The organism is Streptomyces albipurpureus (assembly GCF_023701525.1).
Taxonomy (GTDB): domain Bacteria; phylum Actinomycetota; class Actinomycetes; order Streptomycetales; family Streptomycetaceae; genus Streptomyces; species Streptomyces albipurpureus.
Genome location: NZ_JAMQAW010000007.1, coordinates 330,599 through 349,644, shown reverse-complemented (window position 1 = coordinate 349,644; position 19,046 = coordinate 330,599). Strand labels below are relative to the sequence as shown.

Genomic DNA, 19,046 nt, shown 5'->3' with positions numbered 1-19,046 from the left:
ACCAGAGTGATCCAGCAGTCCGAAATCCCACACCGGCACGGCCCCTCGGGGGTCCGCGTAGCGCTCTTCGCTCCCGAGCGGTACCGCACCTCTCACCCAGGGCGACAGACCGCTGTTCTCACGACAACGACGACACACACTGCCGTCCGCTCGGCCCGAGGAGCCATGACCGCACTCTTGACGGACATCGTCCGCTACCCCGTGAAAGGCATGCCCGGCATCGCCCTGCCCAGGACGACGCTGACTCCGGGTTCAGGCCTACCGCTGGACCGCGTGTGTGCCATCGGCAACAGCACGCTGCCCATGCACCCCGACAGCAATGGCTGGATCGAGAGCCGAGCCTTCCTGCGACTGGCCCAGAACGAAGAGCTTGCCCGCTATCGCACGGAGTTGGATGACCGAACTCACACGCTACGGATCCTCTCTCCGGCGGGGGAGGAGATCGAGCTTCGCCTCCAGGCGGACGGACGACCCCTCTCGGCGGAACTGGCCAGTGCCAACGCCCGACTGCAGAACTGGTTCCCCGCCGGGCCCCTCGGCCCCGTACGCCTCGAACAATCCGGCACGGCTCTGTGGGACTGGCCGCACGCAGCCCTGTCCCTCATCAACCTGGACACAGTCGACGAACTGTCCCGAGCTGCCGGAGTCCGGGTCGATCCGCGCCGTTTCCGCGCCAATCTGTATGTACGCGGGCTGGGCCCCTGGCGCGAACTCGACCTGGTCGGGCGTCGCATTCGGATGGGCGGCAGTGAACTAGCCGTAGTCCAAGCGACTGACCGCTGCGGAGCAACCGCCGTCGACCCACGCACCGGGCAGCGGAACCTCAACATCCCGGCGCTGCTGGCCGCCCAGTTCGGCCACCTCTACTGCGGCGTGTACGCCCAAGTCGTGCGCAGGGGCACCATTGCCCCCGGGGACACCCTCACTGACCTAGGCCCCCTCGCCGATCCGTCCTCCATCCCGCACGCCGCTTCGGATCGCCCCCGCCACGCCGTACTGACCGGACGGACCACGGAGAGTCCGATGGTCACAACCCTGCACCTCACCGTCCCGGCCGGTCCCGCCTTCGGCCCGGGGCAGCATCTGCGCCTCCACACCACCGACGCGCAGGGTCCGCTCTGGCGCTGTTACACCGTCACCGGCTCAGAGGCGAGTGAGATACGCGTCAGCGTGAAGCGGGTGGCCGGCGGCCGCATGTCGTCCCTGCTGCACGAACTGACGTTGGGAACCCGACTGCTCCTCTCCGGGCCCTACGGTGGGGAACCCGCTCGCGTGAGCGCAGGGCGCCCCGTACTCTTCGCCGTCGCGGGCATCGGCATCACCCCCGTGCTCCCACGGCTACGACAGCTCGCCGACACAGTTCCGCAACGCCAGGTCACCGTCCTCAACGTGGTCCGTACACCTGACGAAACCCCGCTGTGGAACGAGACCATCGACCTGCTCGCCCACATGCCCCATGCCACCCACCACCTCTATGTGACCACCCCCGGCGCCCCGCTCCCGGTCGGTTCACGGTCGGGCCGGCCGACTGCCGACGACATAGGGAAGTTGACGGCCGACGGTACAGCGGAGGTGTTCGTCTGCGGGCCTGACGGATTCACGCGGCAGACCAGGGCCGCGCTGCTGGCCGCCGGAGTGGAAGAAGGCGCGATCACCGACGAACTGTTCTTCTCCCCCCGGGCCACCGCCCACCTGCGGCGGACTCCACCAGCACCAGGACCGTTCGAGGTGCGCTTCACCGGCAATGACATCCGAGCCAAGTGGACACCCGACGCCGGGACCCTTCTCGACCTGGCTGAGTCCGCTGGCCTCCGACCGCCAACGGCCTGTCGCGCAGGCGCCTGCGGTACCTGCCGCCGTCCGGTGGTAGGCGAGGTGGCCTATCTCATCGAGCCCGTGGTTCTCCCGCCCTCCGGTCAAGCGCTGCTGTGCTGCTCGGTCCCGACGTCGGACGTGGAGATCCATGTCTGACAGCGGCGCTCGCCGCTCCTCGAACACCGACCAGCGTGCCGTCACCCCCGCAGCCGCGCTGATCTCGCGGCCTCGGGTCGGTGCGTTCGCTCGCCCGGGGTGTCTCACGTGGGACTGGCCGGGCGGACCCAGCGCGAGGTGGAGTCATACGTGCTGGGAGGCTGGACCACCCACGCGTCGCTGCGGGCCGCGCGTGTTGTGTTCGCGGTGTTCCACCGGTCGTAGGGCGACCGCGAGGAGCGCCCTCGCCGCGCTCTCCCCGGATACGGTGCCGGGCAGGTCTTTTCTGTGGCTACCAGCATCGACTTCGCTGTTCCCCACTGACAGGATGTGCCGCGTGACGATTCTCCCAAGAGGTGCGAATGCCCCGGTGCCGGCGACCAAGCTGAGGGTGCTGGGGGCCCACATACCAACTGCCGAAGCGGAGTTCGGTGTCGATCTGGTGATCGCCCTACTCGATGAGAGGGGCAAGTCGGCCGACAAGGCGGTCAGCTGCGTGCGGGAGTTCGACTCGTCGGGCGCCGTCCGCTACATCGGCAAGACGTGGGGCGACGGGTTGTCCGGCGCGCGGGTGGAAGTGGAACTCGGCGCCTTGGGGGCCGACATACACAAGGTGATGGTTCTTGCGGTACGTACGTCCGTCCCCTTCAGGGCGCTTCCCGGACTGCACGTCCAGGTACTCGGACCTGATGGTGTCCAGGTCGTGCGCTATGACGTGCTGGACGAGCACGACGAGGGAGACCTCAAGATCTTCACGTTCGGAGAGTTCTATCGGCGCGACGGGGGATGGAAGTTCCGGGCGGTGGGACAGGGCTACGCCGATATGGACGTGGTGGGAGCTGACTTCAACCCTCGGTGGGGGGAGCACGCGTCGACGTCCCAGCCGTCGGGTTGACCGACTACCCAGCCATCGACGTCTCAGCCGCCCGCCGCGTCAGGGCGCCAGCCGTGGGCCCAGCCGGAGCGGTCAGGCCCCGGGCTGGCCGCCACAGGATCCTGCCCACTCCGGCGAAGAGCACTACCGCCCCGCGGACGTGAGGGGTGTATGGGGCAGGGGCTCCACAGGCGTATGGACTGCTTTCAGCGGCGAGTGGGACCACTGCCACCACAGACACTGCCCTTCGCGGCCAGCGCTCGCTGGGGGCGGGCCCGCTCAGCAGGTCTGCGACCTCGGCCTTGAGTGCGTTCGATCTGCACGGCCTTGCCCGCACCCGCTGGACCTGAGCGCCGCGTGCTCCGGGAGCGCTCGGTGACCGCCCCTCCGGCAGTGCGCATCGACGGAGTCAATCGAGTGCAGAACGGGACGCGGGCCTGCGCAGCAGCCACTGCCCGAACGTCCGACGTCGGGGCCGCACCACCACGCGCCCGAAGGCCTTCTGGCCGACCAGCTCCACTCGCAGAGTGATCGGGGTATCGGGATTCGTCGTAGCCTGACGGTACTTGACCTTGCTGTGTACCAGCTGCAGACCATCGATATCGACCACGATGCCCGGCCTCGTGACCAGCGTCAGTGTCTTCCCGGTCATCCCCACGTCGATCCGCAAGGTGTCGTGCGTGATCACCGCGTCAGTGAGGTCAAGCCTCACCTCGCAGTACGCCACCGCGAGCTCCAGCCTCCGTGGTACCACCCAGCGCCCCACGCGCTCGATCGCGCCGCTGTGGGCCTGTTCGATCCGGACTGTGTCCTTGACCCCTGCGCCAGGCGCGCCGACCGTAGCCGATACGGGCGGCAGGTCAGTGGTGAGCGTGGCCAGTTCGTTCAGGGTCCGCGCCGACAGCGCAACCTCCAGGCGCTCGTCCAACTCGTCCGCGGTCAGCAGACCGTCCCCCGCCGCGATGCGCAGCACATCCACCACACGGTCCCGGTCCGCATGAGAGGCTCGCAGCTCGGGCGACGGCGAGCCGGGGTTGGAGCGCTTCCCTGTGGGCGAAATCTCTCCCGACATGCTTCCGTCCTGGTTCTGTCGAACGTCTCCGCGCGACGCAGGCAGCGGCGCGAGTAGAAGACTAACGCTATATCGCGACATGGTTCCCGGTTGGACCCCATCCCGGAGAGGCGATAGGCGGCATCGGTTCACGGCATGCGGACTCCATGATGCCGAGGTCTCATCGTTCCAACAACCGTATGCCGGATACCAGTTCACGCCGTCTTCCCAGCGTCGCTCCAGTGCGTCGGGAACCTGGAGAACCCCTCGGCAACGGGGCGACCGCAGACCGACATGCTGGTGCTGGACAACGTCAGGCCGACCTGGCTCGCGTACCGCCGGGCAAGGCTGAGGCAGGCGGAGCCCGAAGCCCTTCGGTAGGGCTGGCTCGATGGTGCGGATAGGGCGACCTACGGTGCAGCAGCTCCCGGCCGACCCCCGCGGTTGCCCAACACGCTTGCCGGGCGCCGTGGCGCCGCCCTCGGCGGTGAGGAGTATCGGGGGAGTACGACCGCGTCAGCAGTACGATCCTGCCGGAGCGCCCCCGGCGGTCAGGGTGTGCGGCTGGCACTTGCCGTCGGGCAGCAACTGCCCACCGCAGTAGCCGGCCTACGGCCGCGCGGACGCCGACCTCCTGTGAGGCCGGTCCTGGTCGCTGATCCGAGGCGCCGGCCAGGATCGTTTCAGGGGAACGATCCGGTGAACCGGGGAACCCAGGATCGACGGTGGTCTGACCGACGCCGGAGCGCCGCCGATGAGAAGGAGCTAGAGGAAAAGGAGCTACGGGTGAGGTGGCACCCGGACACGATCGCGGTGCCGGAAGGGACGCCGTAGACCGTTGTGCGCGCCATACGACAGACACCGGGTCGCTCGGGTCCCGCACCCTTGGCGCGAGACAACTGCGGGGGTTGACCGCTCAGTTCTCCCGGCCCGCAACGCCCCCGCTCACTGACCTGGGTGACATGACGCCGTCCGCCGTCCGCCGTGCGGGAGGGTGCGATGCGGATAGTGCGACTTCTACCAGCCAGGCCGGCGGGGACTGTTCGCAGGACCGGTCCTGGACGCGATCGATCCGGTGACACCCGTTCCAGGAGCGGTAGGGAGGGAGCTGGCGCGTACTGCGTCAGTACCTGTTCCCCACCTCTCGCTGTTCCACCGGGAGCGGGGGACAGCTGGCTGTCAGCGCGTTGGGTTAACGTGTCGGGGTATGAGTGATCGACAGCATGGGGCCATCGTTCGCCGTGCCCGGAGAGCCGATGCAGATGGACTGGTCGCGGGTAGCCGCGCGCTGTTCGCGGAGGATGCCGGGACGAGTGACCCGAGCGTGAACGTCGATTGGCCTGGGCAGTTCGGATCTGAGCGCTTTGCCAGCGGCATAGATGATCCGGCCAGGCTCCTGCTGGTCGCAGAGCATGACGGGCGGGTCGTGGGTCACCTCACTGGCTCCGTGGTGGAGGGGACTGCGATGAGACCGGTCCAGGTCGCGACGCTTGTGAGCATGTATGTGCGGCCGGCTCACCGCGGTGGCGGGCTCGGAGCACGTTTGGTCGCACAGTTCTCGGCCTGGGCGAAAAAGAAGGGGGCTGACTTGGCTGAGGTGACCGCGTACTCCAGCAACGCGGACGCGATCCGCTTCTATGAGCGCAACGGTTTCACCAGCCAGTCGGTAACGTTGCACACTGCCTTGTGAGATCAGGAATGCCCGCGGAAAGGGAGACCCCGCGCCGCGCTCTCCGCGCCCGCAGGTCTTGGCCTGATGTCCGGATCGTGTGGTTGCCCCGGGCTCAGCAGCGGGAGGACACGCGCGGGGCCGTACTCGCCGGGGCGAGAGCGGAATCCACCGAGCGGGGATACCTGGGGGCACGATGGTCGGGACCGGCGGCCTCGTGCAGTGGAGGGCCGGTCGATTCGCCCGGTGCCAGCGGTGAGCGTTCCACCCCGGTGCCCGGCCGCGCCTGCGTCTTGTCCTCTGCGTTCCTATCCCCGACGAGCAGGGCCGTTGGCGTACCGGACGCCGACGATGCCATCGAGTACGCGGTACCCGTACGGCACGGCATGATCATCGCCCGGGCTCAAGGACCCGGTGCGCCCATGCAGCCTCCTCCTTCGATCGCACGACCGCAGATGTCTCCCACACCACACCCGATGGGGCCGCGCCATGACCCAGCCCGTTTCGTCCCACCCGACCAGCGTGGACCTGCTGGTGCTGCATACCCTCCGCTGTATCGGCTTCTCCAGCCTCCCCGGGGTGGCCCGGGCGACAGGACTTCCCGAGTCCGACGTCGAGTCGGAGTTGATTGACCTCGGGGTGGCGGGACTCGTCACCCATACCGCAGGCGACTTCGGAGGATGGAACCTCACGGAGGACGGCCGAGCATCCGACGCCGAGCGGATCGCCGCCGAGGTCACGGCAGCCGGAGCGCGGGTTCGACTGACCGCGGCATTCGATCGGTTCCTGGTGCTCAACCCCGAGCTGCTCGATCTCTGCACGGCATGGCAGACGCGCACCCTAGGCGGCGCCATGACGATGAACGACCACAGCGACCCCTCCTACGACGCTCGGGTGCTCGACCGGTTCATGGAGTTCCACCAGCGTGCCGAACCCCTCTGCGCCGAACTGTCCGCGACGCTGCTCCGCTTCCAGCGCTACCCCGTGCGGCTCGCCGACGCCCTTGCCCGGGCGAAGGCCGGCTCCCTGGAGTACATAGCGGACAGCACCTCCTCCTATCACACCGTGTGGTTCCAACTACACGAGGATCTGCTTGCCACCCTCGGCATCCCGCGCCACTGACCCCTCCCACCATTCCGCGGATTCCGCAGGAACCGCGGTCGAGCCAGCGAAGGCGACAAGGAGATGACAACGCGATGACCTGGATTCATCCGCTCTCGGCCGAGGTCGAGGAGACCGCGGATGTCCTCGGTGGCAAGGCGCACGGTCTTGTTGTGCTCAGCCGTCTGGAACTGCCCGTACCGCCGGGCTTCGTCATCAGCACGGAGGCGTGCCGCGCCTTCCTCCGTACCGGACGGCTGCCCAGCGGCCTCGACGCCCAACTGGCGGCCGCCGTAGCCGGTCTCGAAGCCGCCACCCACCGCAGGCTCGGCGGCCCCGAGCGGCCGCTTGCGGTGTCGGTCCGCTCCGGCGGTAGCGTGTCGATGCCCGGCATGATGAGCACCGTCCTCAACGTCGGGCTCACCACCGAGGCGACCACCGCCCTGGCCGACGAAACGGGCGACCTGCGGTTCGCACTCGACTCGCGGCTGAGGTTTCTGACCGGCTTCGCCTCCGGGGTCGTCGGCGTTGGCCCGGGGAGCCTGGCGGGCATCGACCGTGTGCTCGGCGGACACGACACCGACACGAGCTGTCTCGCCGAGGCCATCCAGGTCGTTGAGCACCTCATCGAAGAGCGCGGCGGCGGCACCGTGCCCGAGGACGCCACGCGGCAGTTGGAACTGGCCGTTGCGGCCGTGTTCTCGTCATGGAACACACCGCGCGCCAAGACCTACCGCGAACTGCACGGCATCCCCCACGGCCTCGGCACCGCCGTGACCGTACAGATGATGGTGTTCGGCAATCGCGACCAGCGCAGCGGGACGGGTGTCGCGTTCAGCCGTGATCCCAGCACCGGGGAGCATGTCCCGTTCGGGGAGGCCCTGTTCGGCCGCCAGGGCGAAGACGTCGTCTCGGGCACATCGTTGACGGAGCCCCTGAGCGAACTGTCCGACCGAGAGCCCGCGGTATGGAGCCGCCTGCTGTCCGCCCTGACCCGGGTCGAGGAGTACTATCGCGACGCGTGCTACGTCGAGTTCACCTTCGAGGCGGGCGAACTGTGGATTCTCCAGGTGAGACCCGGGCGGTTCATCGGACGCGCCGCAGTCCGGGTCGCGGTCGACCTCGCCGACGCGGGAACGATCGGCCGCGACGAGGCGCTGCTGCGGGTCTCCCCGCAGGATCTCACCCACGTGCGTACGCCTCGGATCACGACGACCGAACCCCACGACCTCTTCACCCGAGGACTCGGTGCCTCCCCGGGAGTCGCCGTCGGCCAGGTGGCGACCAGCGCCGCCAGCGCGGTGCGGTTGGCCGCGGGAGGGCCGGTCGTCCTGATGCGTCCGGAGACCTCCCCGCTCGACATGCACGGCCTGGCCGCCGCCGCGGGCGTCGTCACCGCTCGCGGCGGCCCGAGCAGTCACGCGGCCGTCGTGGCTCGGTCGATGGGGAAACCCGCCGTCGTGGGTGCCGTGAGCCTCACCGTAGACGTCGCTGAGGGCTGCGTCCGGGCAGGCGGACGTACGCTGCCCGAGGGCACGCTCATCGCCGTTGACGGGACCGGGGGAGAGGTCGTGGTCGGTGAGCCCCGCGTCGTCACGTCCGGGTCCGACCCACAGCTGTACCGGTTGCTCGACTGGGCCGACGACGTCGCGGGCGACGCGACCACGGACCGAGACGAAACCGAACGCCTCACCTCGGCACAGGCCCTCCTCCGGAGCGGCGATGCCTGCGGGGCCCCTGGGTAGTACCGCCGGGATGCGGCGCCCCTGTCGCGATACAGCCGGGGCGTATCGGTGACGTTCCGCGCCGACCAGATTCCCAGGCGGTCATCAGGTCCGGCTTCGTTGAGCGGTTTGTCAGTGGATCGGCGGGCCCTGTCGGTCACGCGCCCGCAACGCCACCGCCGCCGCGAGCCCCGCGCTGGCACGGTGACCTCCGACGGCGATCCGATCGGGGTCGGTGCCGGGCACGGTCGGAGAGGCCGTGGTCGCGGGCAGAGGTTCACGGGGTGAGGCAACCTCCAGGGTGTGTGCTCCCTCTCCGTTGGTGGCGTATCCCTCGGACGGTCGTGCCCGGTTCGGGCGTGCCGCCGTCCCACCCCCACTGGAGATGAGGAAGCGATGAGAGCGAGAACTGGTGTGACCGGGCTCGTGGCCACTGTGTGCGCGGGCGTGTTACGGGCGCCGTCCACAGCCGCTGCGGCGTTTGTGTCCACGAGAGTGCCAGGTTTGTCGGGGGACGGTGCTGTTGGACCAAGACCGTTCCGGTCCGGGAGAAGAGGAAATCCGGTGGGACGACAGCAGCACCCGTCCGGGTACACGAGGGCTGTTGCGCGGTGGCTCCGGCAGAGAGCCGCGGTGGTGCTGGCCTTCACGATGGCCATCGGCCTGGCGACGGAAGGGCTGTTCCCCGCGGAAGCAGAGGCAGCGAGACGGACGCCCTACTACCAGAGCCTGAAGGAAGCCCACCACCCCGACTGGATGGGGAAGATCAACGACGATGTGTCGCTGGGGCGGCTCTCGATTCCCGGAACGCATGACACGCTCGCCATCCGGGGTGGCGATCTGGTGGCCACGCAGGAGGACTACGGCGTCAGTGGGGCAACCCTGCGGGCCCAACTCGACGCCGGTATCCGTTCCATCGACATCCGCGTCCGCGTCATCGGTGACAACTTCACGATCCATCACGGCGCCTTCTACCAAGAGGCGAACTTCTCCGACGTACTACTCGTACTGAAGACGTTCCTCGCCGAACGCCCCTCCGAGACGGTCCTGTTGAACCTCAAGGCGGAGTGCACGGGTTCATGGCCCTCCTGCACGGACGAGCCGGACACCACCACCGGGGACGACCGGCGGCGAATCTTCGAGAAGTACCGGGATACCGACCCCAGTAGAGACGTCCTCTACCAGCCCTCTGTCTCCGGGGCGGGCACCATCGCCGTACCCAACCTGGGCCAGGTGCGGGGCAAGGCCGTCCTCACCCAGTTCCGCGGGCCGCACGGTGGTCCGTTCGGGAACCTGGGGCTGACCCAGCTCTACTCCGATCAGGACAGAGCTCACCACATCCAGGACGAAGACTACGTAGCGAGCCTCGATGCGATCGAGGGCAAATGGCAGAAGGCGCGCAACCACTTCACGAGGATCAACGCCGACTCCAACCAGAATGCCCTCTACCTGAACTACCTCAGCGGCTCCAGCCTGCTGGCCTACCCGTACTCCGTGGCCGGCGGCTCGCTCGGCTTCCGGGGAGTCAATGAATTCGCCCTGGACTACCTGCAGGGAGGCAACGCGAGCCGTACGGGTGCGGTGATCATGGACTTCCCGGGCGGCGGGCTGATCAACGCCATTCTCGCGGCCAACGCGACCCTGCCGCCTCCTCGTGCCAAAGTGCCGCGCATGGCGGTCATGCCGCTCGGTGACTCGATCACCCTGGGGGTGGGCAGCAGCACCCGGACCGGCTACCGGCCAGCCCTGGCAGCTGAGCTCGCTGATGAGGCCGTGACCGCACAGTTCGTGGGTTCGCAGGTCGACGCCGACGGAGTGACGCGCCACGAGGGGCATTCGGGCTGGCGCATCGACCAGCTCCAGGCCGAGATCGAGGCATGGCTGTTCGAGGCGAAGCCGAATGTCGTCACCCTGCACATCGGCACCAATGACATGAACCGCGACTACCAGGTCGCCACCGCACCCCAGCGGCTGGGCGCGCTGATCGACCAGATCCACACCGCCTCGCCCGACACAGCGGTCGTGGTCGCCTCCCTGGTCCCAGCCACCGACCCGGCTGTCCAGGCACGCGTCAACGCCTACAACGCGGCGATTCCCGGCATCGTCTCCTCCCGCGCCGCCCAGGGCTACAAGATCACCCAGGTCAGCATGGGCGGGCTGACCACCGCCGACCTGAACGACAACCTGCACCCCAACAACGCCGGCTACACCAAGATGGCCAGCGCGTTCCTCGGTGGCGTCCGCGAACTCGCGCACAAGGGCTGGATCAAGGAAACGGTCGTGGTCAAGCCCGCTCCGCCGAAGCGGGCCACCAGCGTCGGTGACTACGACGTCGACATCAACGGCGACGGGCTGGCCGACTACCTGGTCGTGGACGGCAACGGTGCCACCCGAGCCTGGCTCAACAACGGGACGGGCGGCTGGACCGAGCAGGGCTACATCGCCTCCGGCTCGACGGACTGGACCGGCAGCCAGGTGCGGTTCGCCGACGTAGCCGGCGACGGCCGTGCCGACTACCTCGTCGTCGAGCCCACCGGTGCCGTGCGCGCGTTCGTCAACCTCGGCGGCGACGGAAGGGGTGGCTGGACCGACAAGGGTCTCATCGCCTCCGGCTCGGCGGCTTGGACGGGTGAGCAGGTGCGGTTCGCCGATGTCGGTGGTGACGCCTACGCCGACTATCTGGTCGTGGACGGCAACGGCGCCACCCGGGCGTTCCTGAACACCACGAACGTCACCACGAACGTCATCAAGTGGACCGACCAGGGCACCATCGCCTCCGGCTCGGCGGCTTGGACGGGTGAGCAGGTGCGGTTCGCCGATGTCGGTGGTGACGCCTACGCCGACTATCTGGTCGTGGATGACAACGGCGCCACCCGAGCCTTCGTCAACACCGGCGGCAACGGTCGCGGCGGCTGGGCCGAAAAGGGCTATATCGCCTCGGGCTCGGCCAACTGGCTCGGCAGGCAGATTCGCTTCGCCAACGTCAGCGGCGACGCCCGCCCCGAGTACCTGATCCTCGACGACAGCGGCGCGATCCGTTCCTTCCTCAACACCACCACCCCCGCCACGGGCGCCATCAAGTGGACCGACCAGGGCACCATCGCCTCCGGCGTCGGAGCCCCCGGCCACCGCGTCCGCATCTGACAACCCGCGACTCCGCACTCCCGGATGCCCCGCCCTGTTGAATCCGCCCGAGGGCGGGGCATCCGCTCATCGTCGCCCGGCAGTCCCACCGCGTCCTCGCAATGACTGGCCTGGAGCAGCCAGTGTCACGGGGTCGCACGGACGGGCGAACGGCCTCGGGGCGATGGCGACGACTCGCCACGCCACCAGCGGACCTCGCGACTGACTCTTCCCGCCCGCTGCGTTGCGGGTGCGAAATCGACTCCCCTCAGCAGGTGCGGGCAGATCCTCTCGGCAGTCGATGACGCCTGGATGGTCAGGTGCGGCTGGGAATCCTAGGGAGTTGGCATGGACGTGGTTGCCGAGGGCTTGTACAACCCGAGGGACTCGGCCTGCCGCAGCCGCTGTCCGGCCTCGCGCGCCATGGCCTCGTTGCTCAGGCACGAAGGGCACCAGGGGATACGGACCAGCAGTCCGGACCGGGTTGCCGCATAGAGATCCCCCGTGGTTCCGTCGGCTTCGGCCGAGGGCAGGCTGAGCATGGAACGTACCCCTCCGGCGATACGGGGGAGCACCCGGCGCGGCATGCCGTTGTCACTGGGGTGAAGGACGACGGAGCCGTCGCTGTAGCCGATCGCGAAGGCCTTCCCGGTCGGGTCGAAAGCGGCGGCGAGCGCGAGCACGGAGTCCGGCCGGGAGTCCATGAACGCGTTCCACTCGTACGTGCCGTCCTGCGCATGGGCGACCTGGGTACAGCCGCTGAGCCCGGTTCCCTCTCCCACTGGCAACAGCCGTGGCCCGCCACCCGCACCGGCACCGGTGGCGATGGCCGCGATGTCCGGTGCACACCCCACGCGGTAGAGCCAGGCCGGGGATTTCCCGGAGCCGGGTGTGATGGAGTAGACGCCTCCCCCGACGGTACCCAGGAAGAGACGGTTTCCTGACCGGTCGAGAGCCACCGCGCCGACACCGGGCTCGGGGACGTCGATCCTTCCTGTGCTCCGGCGGGAGCGGGTGTCCACGACGAGGACGTCAGCGCCTCGACAAGGTACGTAGAGGGCGTGTCCGTCAGGGGAGAAGACAGGCCTGCCGGGTAGGCAGTCACCGGGGACGTTGACCGCTTCGGCTGTGCCCGTGTCGAGCTCGACGAGTTGGAGCTTCGACGCGGTGTCCACGACCGCAGCGATACTTCCGCTGGGATCAGCGGCGACGACGTGAATCGGACCTTTGGCACGCACCGTCCGTACGATCGTTCCCGAGTCACGCTCGATGAGTCGGAGAGCGCCGTTTCGACTCGCGACCCAGAGGTGTGCAGTGTCCCGTGCTGGGAGGACCTCCGCGAACCATTCGTCGGGCTGGTCGAGGAGGACCGTTCCGTCGGTGACCCGCCAGGAGACGACGCTGCGGCCCGCCAGCGCCCAGATCCGCTCGCTCCGCTGGGTCCAGACCAGGTCGGTCACCGGTGCTGGTGCGCCGCGCAGTACGTCCCGGACCGTGCCCCGGGCGATGTCGACGAGGGCTATCCCGGTGTCGGTGGCGACCACCGCCCATCTGGCGTCGGGTGACAACCGGGCGGTCCGAGCGGCGGATCCGAGGACGATGGTGCGCCACAGTCCGCCCTCGCGCAGTACCTGGATCCGGGAGCTGCCAGCCTGTAGACGTATCTCCACGTCGCTTCTCCGGGCTGCTCCGTCCGGCGCGGCCGCTGGCCGGTCGGCCATCTGGCGCGCCGAACGCTGTGTGCGGTCGTTGGTGTTCCGTACCCAGACATCACCGTCCTGGGCGATGACGCGGACCTGTGAGGACACCGTCGGGTCGGTGAACTGCCGGGCAGGCTCGGGCAGCGTGAAGGCGTCGTCCGGAAGGTTCACCGCCGAGGCCTCCTCGTGGATCGTCGCGTACGCTGCCGACTCGTTGTCTCCTCGGTCGGAGGCCAGCTCCAGCCCCTTGTAGGGATCGTCCTCGATCGCCGCGAGCGCGGCGCCCACGCTGACGTATATGGCGGCTTGTTCTGCCAGCCGCTTGTTGACTTCCCTCTCGGTTTCCGGCGCGACCCGACCGGACAGATAGGCCACCAGGACCACGAGCGTCAGGGCCATGGATACGGCTGCCTTCCGCCTGCTCCGGCGCCGGCTCGCACTGATGAAGGCCACTTCGACCGGTGCCACGTTCGGCAGCGCATCGAACTGTCGGCGTATACGTCGCGAGACCAGTGTCTTTCCCCGACGTCCGTCGCGGTCCCACTCCCGTGCCCGAACCAACAACTCGGTAGCCGTGCCATGGTCGTGGGCCGCTTGTCGCCAGGTGCGGTCTATCTCCTGTGCTGCGCGCGTGAGGTCCTGCCCGACGGACACCTCAAGGCGCACCTTGCCGTAGCGCACCGCGAAGCCCGCTTCGGTCGCGCAGGGATCAGAGGTACGCCAGTGGTCGGAGTCGCAGACCAGGAACAGGTCACAGGACTGCACGGCGTCCTCGACCTCCTCCCTCCAGGGAACGGAGAAGGGGATTCCCTCGCGATCGAGCCAGTACTTCACACCGCGCCTGGCGAGTTCCGCTACCAGGGGGTCGACCCATGCCTGGTCGCGTCGGCTGTACGAGATGAAGACGTGATGCTGCACTTTCAGTCCTCCACCGGTGCGGGTAGCGCACGGCAGGCGCGGATGCCCAGAGTGCGGCGTGTGTCGTCGTCGACTTCGGTGAGCTGACGCTCACTCCAGCATCCGGTCAGCCGTTCCCTCAGCCGCGCGACCAGCCCTTCGTCAGTGGTGCAACCGGGACAAGCCGGCGCCGTCCAGACCTCGCCGCGCTGTCCCTGCACGAGCGGCGCGGTAGCGGACCAGCCCACGGCTGCTACGGGACCGCCCCCGGGTATCTTCCACCGTGCCACCACGCGGGGGACGTCGTCCGACATCCGCAGGGACACCACGGCAACATCTCCCGACGTCGAGGCGGCCACCAGCTGAGACCCGTCGTCGGACAACCGGACCGCGGTCACGTCCGTGCCGAACAGCCGCATCGTGAAGGGGGCTCGCCGCGATGGCTCGACGGTGATGCTTCCGCCGTCCCCGCGTACGCTGGCAGTTGCGTTCCCCGTTCGATCCTCCCCATGCAGCGAGTCGGCCGCGGTGGCACTCCGCGGCCCAGCCGGGGCCTGCCACAAGGTGGTGTTGTGGGCCCCGAAGCAGCCGAGCAGATCTCCCGACGCGGGCAGCACCAGATGCGTCAACTGCGGTACGTCCCGGCACACCACTCCGAGATCGCTACCGTCGGCCAGCCGCACCACGCGGGCCCGCTGGTCCTTGCCGCCTACCACCACCCTGCCCCCGCCCAACAGGCCGATCGGCGCGGTGCGCTCGGGTGTGGCGATGCCGGTGGGGGCTGGCGGCCGACCAGGGCGCATCTGCCACAGTTGGCGGTCAGCCCCCGCGAAGACCGCGTACACCCGGTCGGGTCCTACCGCCCCGGCTGGGACCAGGGGAGTGTCGACATCCGCCTGGGCGAGCACCTTCCCGGTGAGCGCGTCCAAGAGCCGGTACCGTCCCGGCGACAGTGCGACCAGCGCCCGAGCGCCACCATCCGTACTCCTTTCCAGCGACAACAGGCTGTCGTACCGGGTCCCGACCGTGCGAAACCCTCCGCCGTCGAGAGAGCCGACGACAAGCTGATTCCTGCGCCCCACGACGATGGCATCGTTCGCAGTCACACGAGAGACCGCGTATCCGCTCTCCGCGTGCTTCAGCCATCGCACCTTTCGGGAATCCAGATCGACGACCGCCGTCCCTTTCCGCCCCACCGCCACGACCGTACGACCGTCGGCTCCCGCGGAGACATCCGCGTATCCGGCTCCCAGGCGGACCAGCCACAGCACCTTCCCTTCGCGGATGTCGTACAGACCGACGCTGTGCGCGCCGTTTGACGCGTCGCGCACCAGGACGGCCACACGTCGGCCGCCCGGAAGCAGCGCCAGCCCATCGAGCGTCCCGCGGTCATCGGCGTCCAGGGCTGTCACCGGCCCGCCCAGCGACCACGGCACGGACAGCAGCGAGGCCAGGGTCTGACGGGCCAGAGCCTTCTGGCTGGCGTTCCCGCTCAGGAGCAACCGGGCGGACTGCAGCGACGTCCAACTCGGCATCTCCCGCGCACTTGCCGGATCGCCGTAGGTCACCAAGGCGTTGAACTGCGTGCCCTTGCTGCTGAGTACCCGGGACACGGCCATGGCTACGATGATGGCCATGGCGACCACAAAGGCCGTTCCAGCAACGCGGCGCCGCCTGCGCCAGGTTCGAGCCTTCTGGGTATGCCGATAGGACGCTTCGACGAACTCATTGACGGGGCCGCTGGAGTCGATATACCTGTCCTCCCGCAGCACGTTCAGCAACTCGCGCGCCTTGGACGCCCGGCCGTGGTCGCCGATGAGCCCGTCAGCGCTCTGGTTGCCGCGCAACCACGCCTCAGCCTCCGCTCGCAGGTTCCGCAGCGCACGCACATACTCGGGGTCGCTGAGAACGGCGGCCAGCACTGTGCCAAAGGCGGTGACAGGCGCTGTCGGGTCCAGGTTCACCCAGTTGACAGGCCTCAGCTTCGCAGGCGCACGCCTACTGCTGACGCCGTCGATCCGCATGGGTACGAGCCGCACCCCGTGCTGCCGCTCGACCTGTGCCTTCCACTCGGGGTCCCCCGCAGCGCTCTCCGAAATGAGAACGATCACTGCGTCAGCCGGAGTCTCGGTCACCAGGGTTACCCCGGCGGCTGCGAGGAAGTCCCGCAGCGACTGTTCGATCGCCGAGTCCTCCGCTACGGACACAACCGTAACGTTGGGTACTGGTCTGTTTGCAGGCATGTCCCATTACAGCCCAAACTCAGCATGGAAATCAGCCAATCGCCACCATTCCGATAGCCCCGAACGTCCCTCAAGGGCGGTGCAGTTGGGAGAACGAACAGAGAAGAAGGAGGATCGAGGTCCTCATCCCCTCCCTGCCATGACTCCTTCTGGTTGCCACCCGCTGGGCGCGGTGGTCGTTGGCGAGCTCCTCGCGCCTTCTTCGGCGCGTCCAGCTCCTCCCCGGCATGCTGCGGGAAGATCGATCCGCGTCCAGCGTGTGCTGAGCTGCCCCGCTTGAGCTGCGAAACCTCGTCCGAGGCGGCTGCCGCCTCACGGGAGCGCGTCACCACCACCACGCGCTAGCCCTCGTCGTGCGCCAGCTTCTGGAACACGGTGATGATCCCGCCTCCAGTCTCGTGGTCGAGACCGCCGGTGGGGTCGACCCCCGATGCGTCATCCGCGAGGGGGGCGGGGCCTCCGGCGCCGGGTGACGGCGCTGCTCCTGCCACCGGGCCTCGCCGTCGTCCGCTCGATCGTGCACGCCCCCACGGCACCGTTCACCGCGCACGCCAACCCGGACGGCGGCCTGACCGTACGCGCCAAGCCGCCGTTGGACCCAGGGTGACGAAGAAGGTCCTGTCCTGTGCTGTGGCTAGGGGCTTGCCCTGAGGCGTGTCTTGTGCGCGGTGCCTGTACTGGTGGGCGGCGGCGCAGGACACCCGACAGAAGCAGGCGATCCCAAGCCGTTCGACGGAGCTGAGGATGTGGTGGTGCGGCTACGCACTGCTGCCCTTCGGGGACCGGATGATCGGACGGGCTGCCGGCTCCCCCCGCCGCGCGGCGGGGGAGGTGACCCTGGCTCGGGCAGGGCCCAGGTGGACATCGCGCTCGCCACCATCGACATCGCGGCCGTCCGCACCATCCGCCGGGCCCGCGTCCGCCGACACACTCTCGCCGTCGCGCTCCTGGCCGCCGTAGGGGTGAGGCTCGCTTGACCACGCCCCGGTACGAGATCGAGAGCAGCGACGCCGACGATGGCAGCCGGCATCCCACCGGCGTACTCGGACCGGTGTCGGCAGGCTTCGGGCGTGCGGCCCACCTTCCACCGCGGAGTGATCCGCTCGCCTCCCGTACAACCCAGCGTCACCAGGTCGGTGCGCTGGGTTGTGCGAGCGGCCAGGAGCGCAGCGGGTCTGCGGCCGAGCCGAACGGCAGACCGCTGGTTCTTGCCCCCGGGGCCTGCTAACAGCCGGGACCGGGGCGTCCGCTCCGTCCGGACGACATCTGGGCGCCCGTGCTCCCCGTGCTGTGGAAGGGCCGCCTCCTCCGGGAAAGACGGCCTCTGGGAAGGCCGGAAAGCCGCCGAGCTGACCCGTGGGGTTCAGCCCGGCGGCTTCCCGGGGCGCGGTTCTGCCGAGTTCCCAGGCCGGCTGGTGCCGAAGGCGCTCTTCGGCCGGCCTCTGATCCGGCTGGGGTCACTGGGGGCTCTGCGCCCCCGGTAGTTGCTGCTCCGCCTTGGGTCCCGGCCTGGTCTTGACGAACTTCAGGCCGATGACGCACAGGATGATCCCGCCGAGGAACACGCCCTTGAGTACGGAAGCGGGCTCCTCACCTGTGATCATGGCGTAGAGGACCGTCAGGGCAGCCCCGATGCCGATCCAGACCGAGTAGGCGACGCTGATCGGAATCCGGATCATCGCGTAGCCCAGACCTGCCATGCTGAGCGCCAGACCGACGAAGAAGACAACGGTGGGACCGGTTTTACTGAGTCCGTCGGAGAGACCGAGGGCCGTGGCCCAGACTGCCTCGAACACGGCACTGATGAGAAGAATCGCCCAAGGCATCAGCTGACCGCCTTCAGTCCGACCACACAACCGACGAGACCCAGCAACAGGACAACCCGCCCGGTGGAGACGCGCTCCTGGCCGGTCGCCATCGCCCACACGGCGGTGAGTACCGCCCCGATGCCAACCCAGACGGCGTACGCAGTCCCCGTGGGCAGGCTCTTCATGGCGAATGCCAGACCTGTCATGCTCGCTGCGAGGGAAACCCCGAAGACGATGGTCGGCATGGGGCGCTTGAAGTTCTTGGATGCTGACAGTGCGGTGGCCCAGACGGCCTCCAGCACTCCAGATACGACGAGAATGAACCACGCCATGACGGAACTGACCTCCCAATGGCCAGTCTTGTCGCTGAGCGGGTACTGATCCGTCGTCCGCAGGCCTTATCAAGGCCTCACTACTTGTATAGCACAGCGGAGTAGCGCTCTCACTGCCCGTTCGAGGAGAGGACCCGTGCTCCTGGTCACGGTGGTCCCGCGAGGGACTCGCCGATCGGGCGCGTCAGCCCCGGCAGGTCGGTGACAGGTCGGCCGTCGAGGGCGCCCGCAGGGGGTCGGGCAGGACCGGCCACCGTCCCGATGGGGAACGGCGCTGCCCACGAGGGTCGGCCCTCGGGTGAGAGCTCGACCCCGGTGCGGGGCGTCGACGTAGGGTGCGTGGAGCTGACCGATTGCTGTCGGCGGAACCGGGTGCTGACGCCCTTCCCTTTCTGGCCCGAGTATCACCGCTCTTCGGGTCGTGGCGACCGCCTTCGGACAGGTCTCACGGGCCTCGTGGACAGAGTCGCCCCGGCGACGAGCCCGCTTGGCGAGTGGGTGTCGCTGGGGGCCTGTTGACGATGCCGTGTCGTCGAGGCCAACGCCGTGGTGG

13 protein-coding genes and 1 riboswitch are annotated in these 19,046 nt (G+C 68.6%); of the genes, 8 read left to right on the top strand and 5 right to left on the bottom strand.

What is annotated here, in order from left to right; genetic code table 11:
* Positions 1-165: 165 nt before the first annotated feature.
* Positions 166-1,971, top strand: a complete 1,806-nt coding sequence (locus NBG84_RS08640; RefSeq protein ID WP_250918702.1) for an MOSC domain-containing protein — start codon at positions 166-168, stop codon at positions 1,969-1,971.
* Between the two features lie 337 nt (positions 1,972-2,308).
* The gene (locus NBG84_RS08635; protein ID WP_250918701.1) at positions 2,309-2,866 is read left to right on the top strand and encodes a TerD family protein; all 558 of its coding nucleotides are present in this window, start codon (positions 2,309-2,311) and stop codon (positions 2,864-2,866) included.
* Between the two features lie 388 nt (positions 2,867-3,254).
* Here the strand turns inward: NBG84_RS08635 and NBG84_RS08630 are convergent, their stop codons facing one another.
* Positions 3,255-3,917 carry a DUF1707 SHOCT-like domain-containing protein gene (locus tag NBG84_RS08630; RefSeq protein WP_250918700.1) on the bottom strand — a complete coding sequence of 221 codons (663 nt, stop codon included), beginning with the start codon at positions 3,915-3,917 and terminating at the stop codon, positions 3,255-3,257.
* 1,186 nt (positions 3,918-5,103) lie between these two features.
* On the opposite strand from NBG84_RS08630, the gene NBG84_RS08625 reads away from it, so the two are divergent.
* From NBG84_RS08625 to NBG84_RS08605, 4 genes are all read left to right on the top strand, one after another.
* A complete protein-coding gene (locus NBG84_RS08625; protein WP_250918699.1) occupies positions 5,104-5,586 on the top strand; it encodes a GNAT family N-acetyltransferase in 483 nt (160 codons plus the stop codon).
* 468 nt (positions 5,587-6,054) lie between these two features.
* Positions 6,055-6,687: a transcriptional regulator gene (locus NBG84_RS08620; protein WP_250918698.1), complete on the top strand. Its 633-nt coding sequence runs from the start codon at positions 6,055-6,057 to the stop codon at positions 6,685-6,687.
* Positions 6,688-6,761: 74 nt separating this feature from the next.
* A complete protein-coding gene (locus NBG84_RS08615; protein WP_250918697.1) occupies positions 6,762-8,411 on the top strand; it encodes a pyruvate, phosphate dikinase in 1,650 nt (549 codons plus the stop codon).
* Between the two features lie 543 nt (positions 8,412-8,954).
* On the top strand, positions 8,955-11,534 hold the full coding sequence (locus tag NBG84_RS08605) for a phosphatidylinositol-specific phospholipase C domain-containing protein (protein ID WP_250918696.1): 2,580 nt from the start codon (positions 8,955-8,957) through the stop codon (positions 11,532-11,534).
* 314 nt (positions 11,535-11,848) lie between these two features.
* Here the strand turns inward: NBG84_RS08605 and NBG84_RS08600 are convergent, their stop codons facing one another.
* Complete coding sequence (locus NBG84_RS08600; protein WP_250918695.1) at positions 11,849-14,131, bottom strand: TIR domain-containing protein; 2,283 nt, start codon at positions 14,129-14,131, stop codon at positions 11,849-11,851.
* A 2-nt stretch (positions 14,132-14,133) separates the two neighbouring features.
* The gene (locus NBG84_RS08595) at positions 14,134-16,317 is read right to left on the bottom strand and encodes a WD40 repeat domain-containing protein (RefSeq protein ID WP_250918694.1); all 2,184 of its coding nucleotides are present in this window, start codon (positions 16,315-16,317) and stop codon (positions 14,134-14,136) included.
* A gap of 466 nt (positions 16,318-16,783) precedes the next feature.
* On the opposite strand from NBG84_RS08595, the gene NBG84_RS08590 reads away from it, so the two are divergent.
* Both NBG84_RS08590 and NBG84_RS08585 read left to right on the top strand, forming a co-directional pair.
* A complete protein-coding gene (locus NBG84_RS08590; protein ID WP_250918693.1) occupies positions 16,784-16,960 on the top strand; it encodes a hypothetical protein in 177 nt (58 codons plus the stop codon).
* 61 nt (positions 16,961-17,021) lie between these two features.
* Positions 17,022-17,330, top strand: a complete 309-nt coding sequence (locus NBG84_RS08585; protein ID WP_250918692.1) for a hypothetical protein — start codon at positions 17,022-17,024, stop codon at positions 17,328-17,330.
* Between the two features lie 480 nt (positions 17,331-17,810).
* Here NBG84_RS08585 and NBG84_RS08580 read toward each other — a convergent pair whose 3' ends face one another.
* The gene (locus NBG84_RS08580; RefSeq protein WP_285366483.1) at positions 17,811-18,179 is read right to left on the bottom strand and encodes a DMT family transporter; all 369 of its coding nucleotides are present in this window, start codon (positions 18,177-18,179) and stop codon (positions 17,811-17,813) included.
* Positions 18,179-18,493 carry a DMT family transporter gene (locus NBG84_RS08575; protein ID WP_250918690.1) on the bottom strand — a complete coding sequence of 105 codons (315 nt, stop codon included), beginning with the start codon at positions 18,491-18,493 and terminating at the stop codon, positions 18,179-18,181. The genes NBG84_RS08580 and NBG84_RS08575 overlap by 1 nt, the downstream gene beginning before the upstream one ends.
* A gap of 17 nt (positions 18,494-18,510) precedes the next feature.
* A riboswitch (guanidine-III (ykkC-III) riboswitch) is annotated at positions 18,511-18,574 on the bottom strand.
* Between the last annotated feature and the right edge of the window lie 472 nt (positions 18,575-19,046).

Bases quoted from the DNA above. Each gene is read 5' to 3' on its own strand.
- NBG84_RS08640 (WP_250918702.1), top strand. From the start codon at position 166: ATGACCGCACTCTTGACGGACATCGTCCGCTACCCCGTGAAAGGCATG.
- NBG84_RS08630 (WP_250918700.1), bottom strand. From the start codon at position 3,917: ATGTCGGGAGAGATTTCGCCCACAGGGAAGCGCTCCAACCCCGGCTCG.
- NBG84_RS08625 (WP_250918699.1), top strand. From the start codon at position 5,104: ATGAGTGATCGACAGCATGGGGCCATCGTTCGCCGTGCCCGGAGAGCC.
- NBG84_RS08620 (WP_250918698.1), top strand. From the start codon at position 6,055: ATGACCCAGCCCGTTTCGTCCCACCCGACCAGCGTGGACCTGCTGGTG.
- NBG84_RS08615 (WP_250918697.1), top strand. From the start codon at position 6,762: ATGACCTGGATTCATCCGCTCTCGGCCGAGGTCGAGGAGACCGCGGAT.
- NBG84_RS08590 (WP_250918693.1), top strand. From the start codon at position 16,784: ATGCGTCATCCGCGAGGGGGGCGGGGCCTCCGGCGCCGGGTGACGGCG.
- NBG84_RS08580 (WP_285366483.1), bottom strand. From the start codon at position 18,179: ATGCCTTGGGCGATTCTTCTCATCAGTGCCGTGTTCGAGGCAGTCTGG.
- NBG84_RS08575 (WP_250918690.1), bottom strand. From the start codon at position 18,493: ATGGCGTGGTTCATTCTCGTCGTATCTGGAGTGCTGGAGGCCGTCTGG.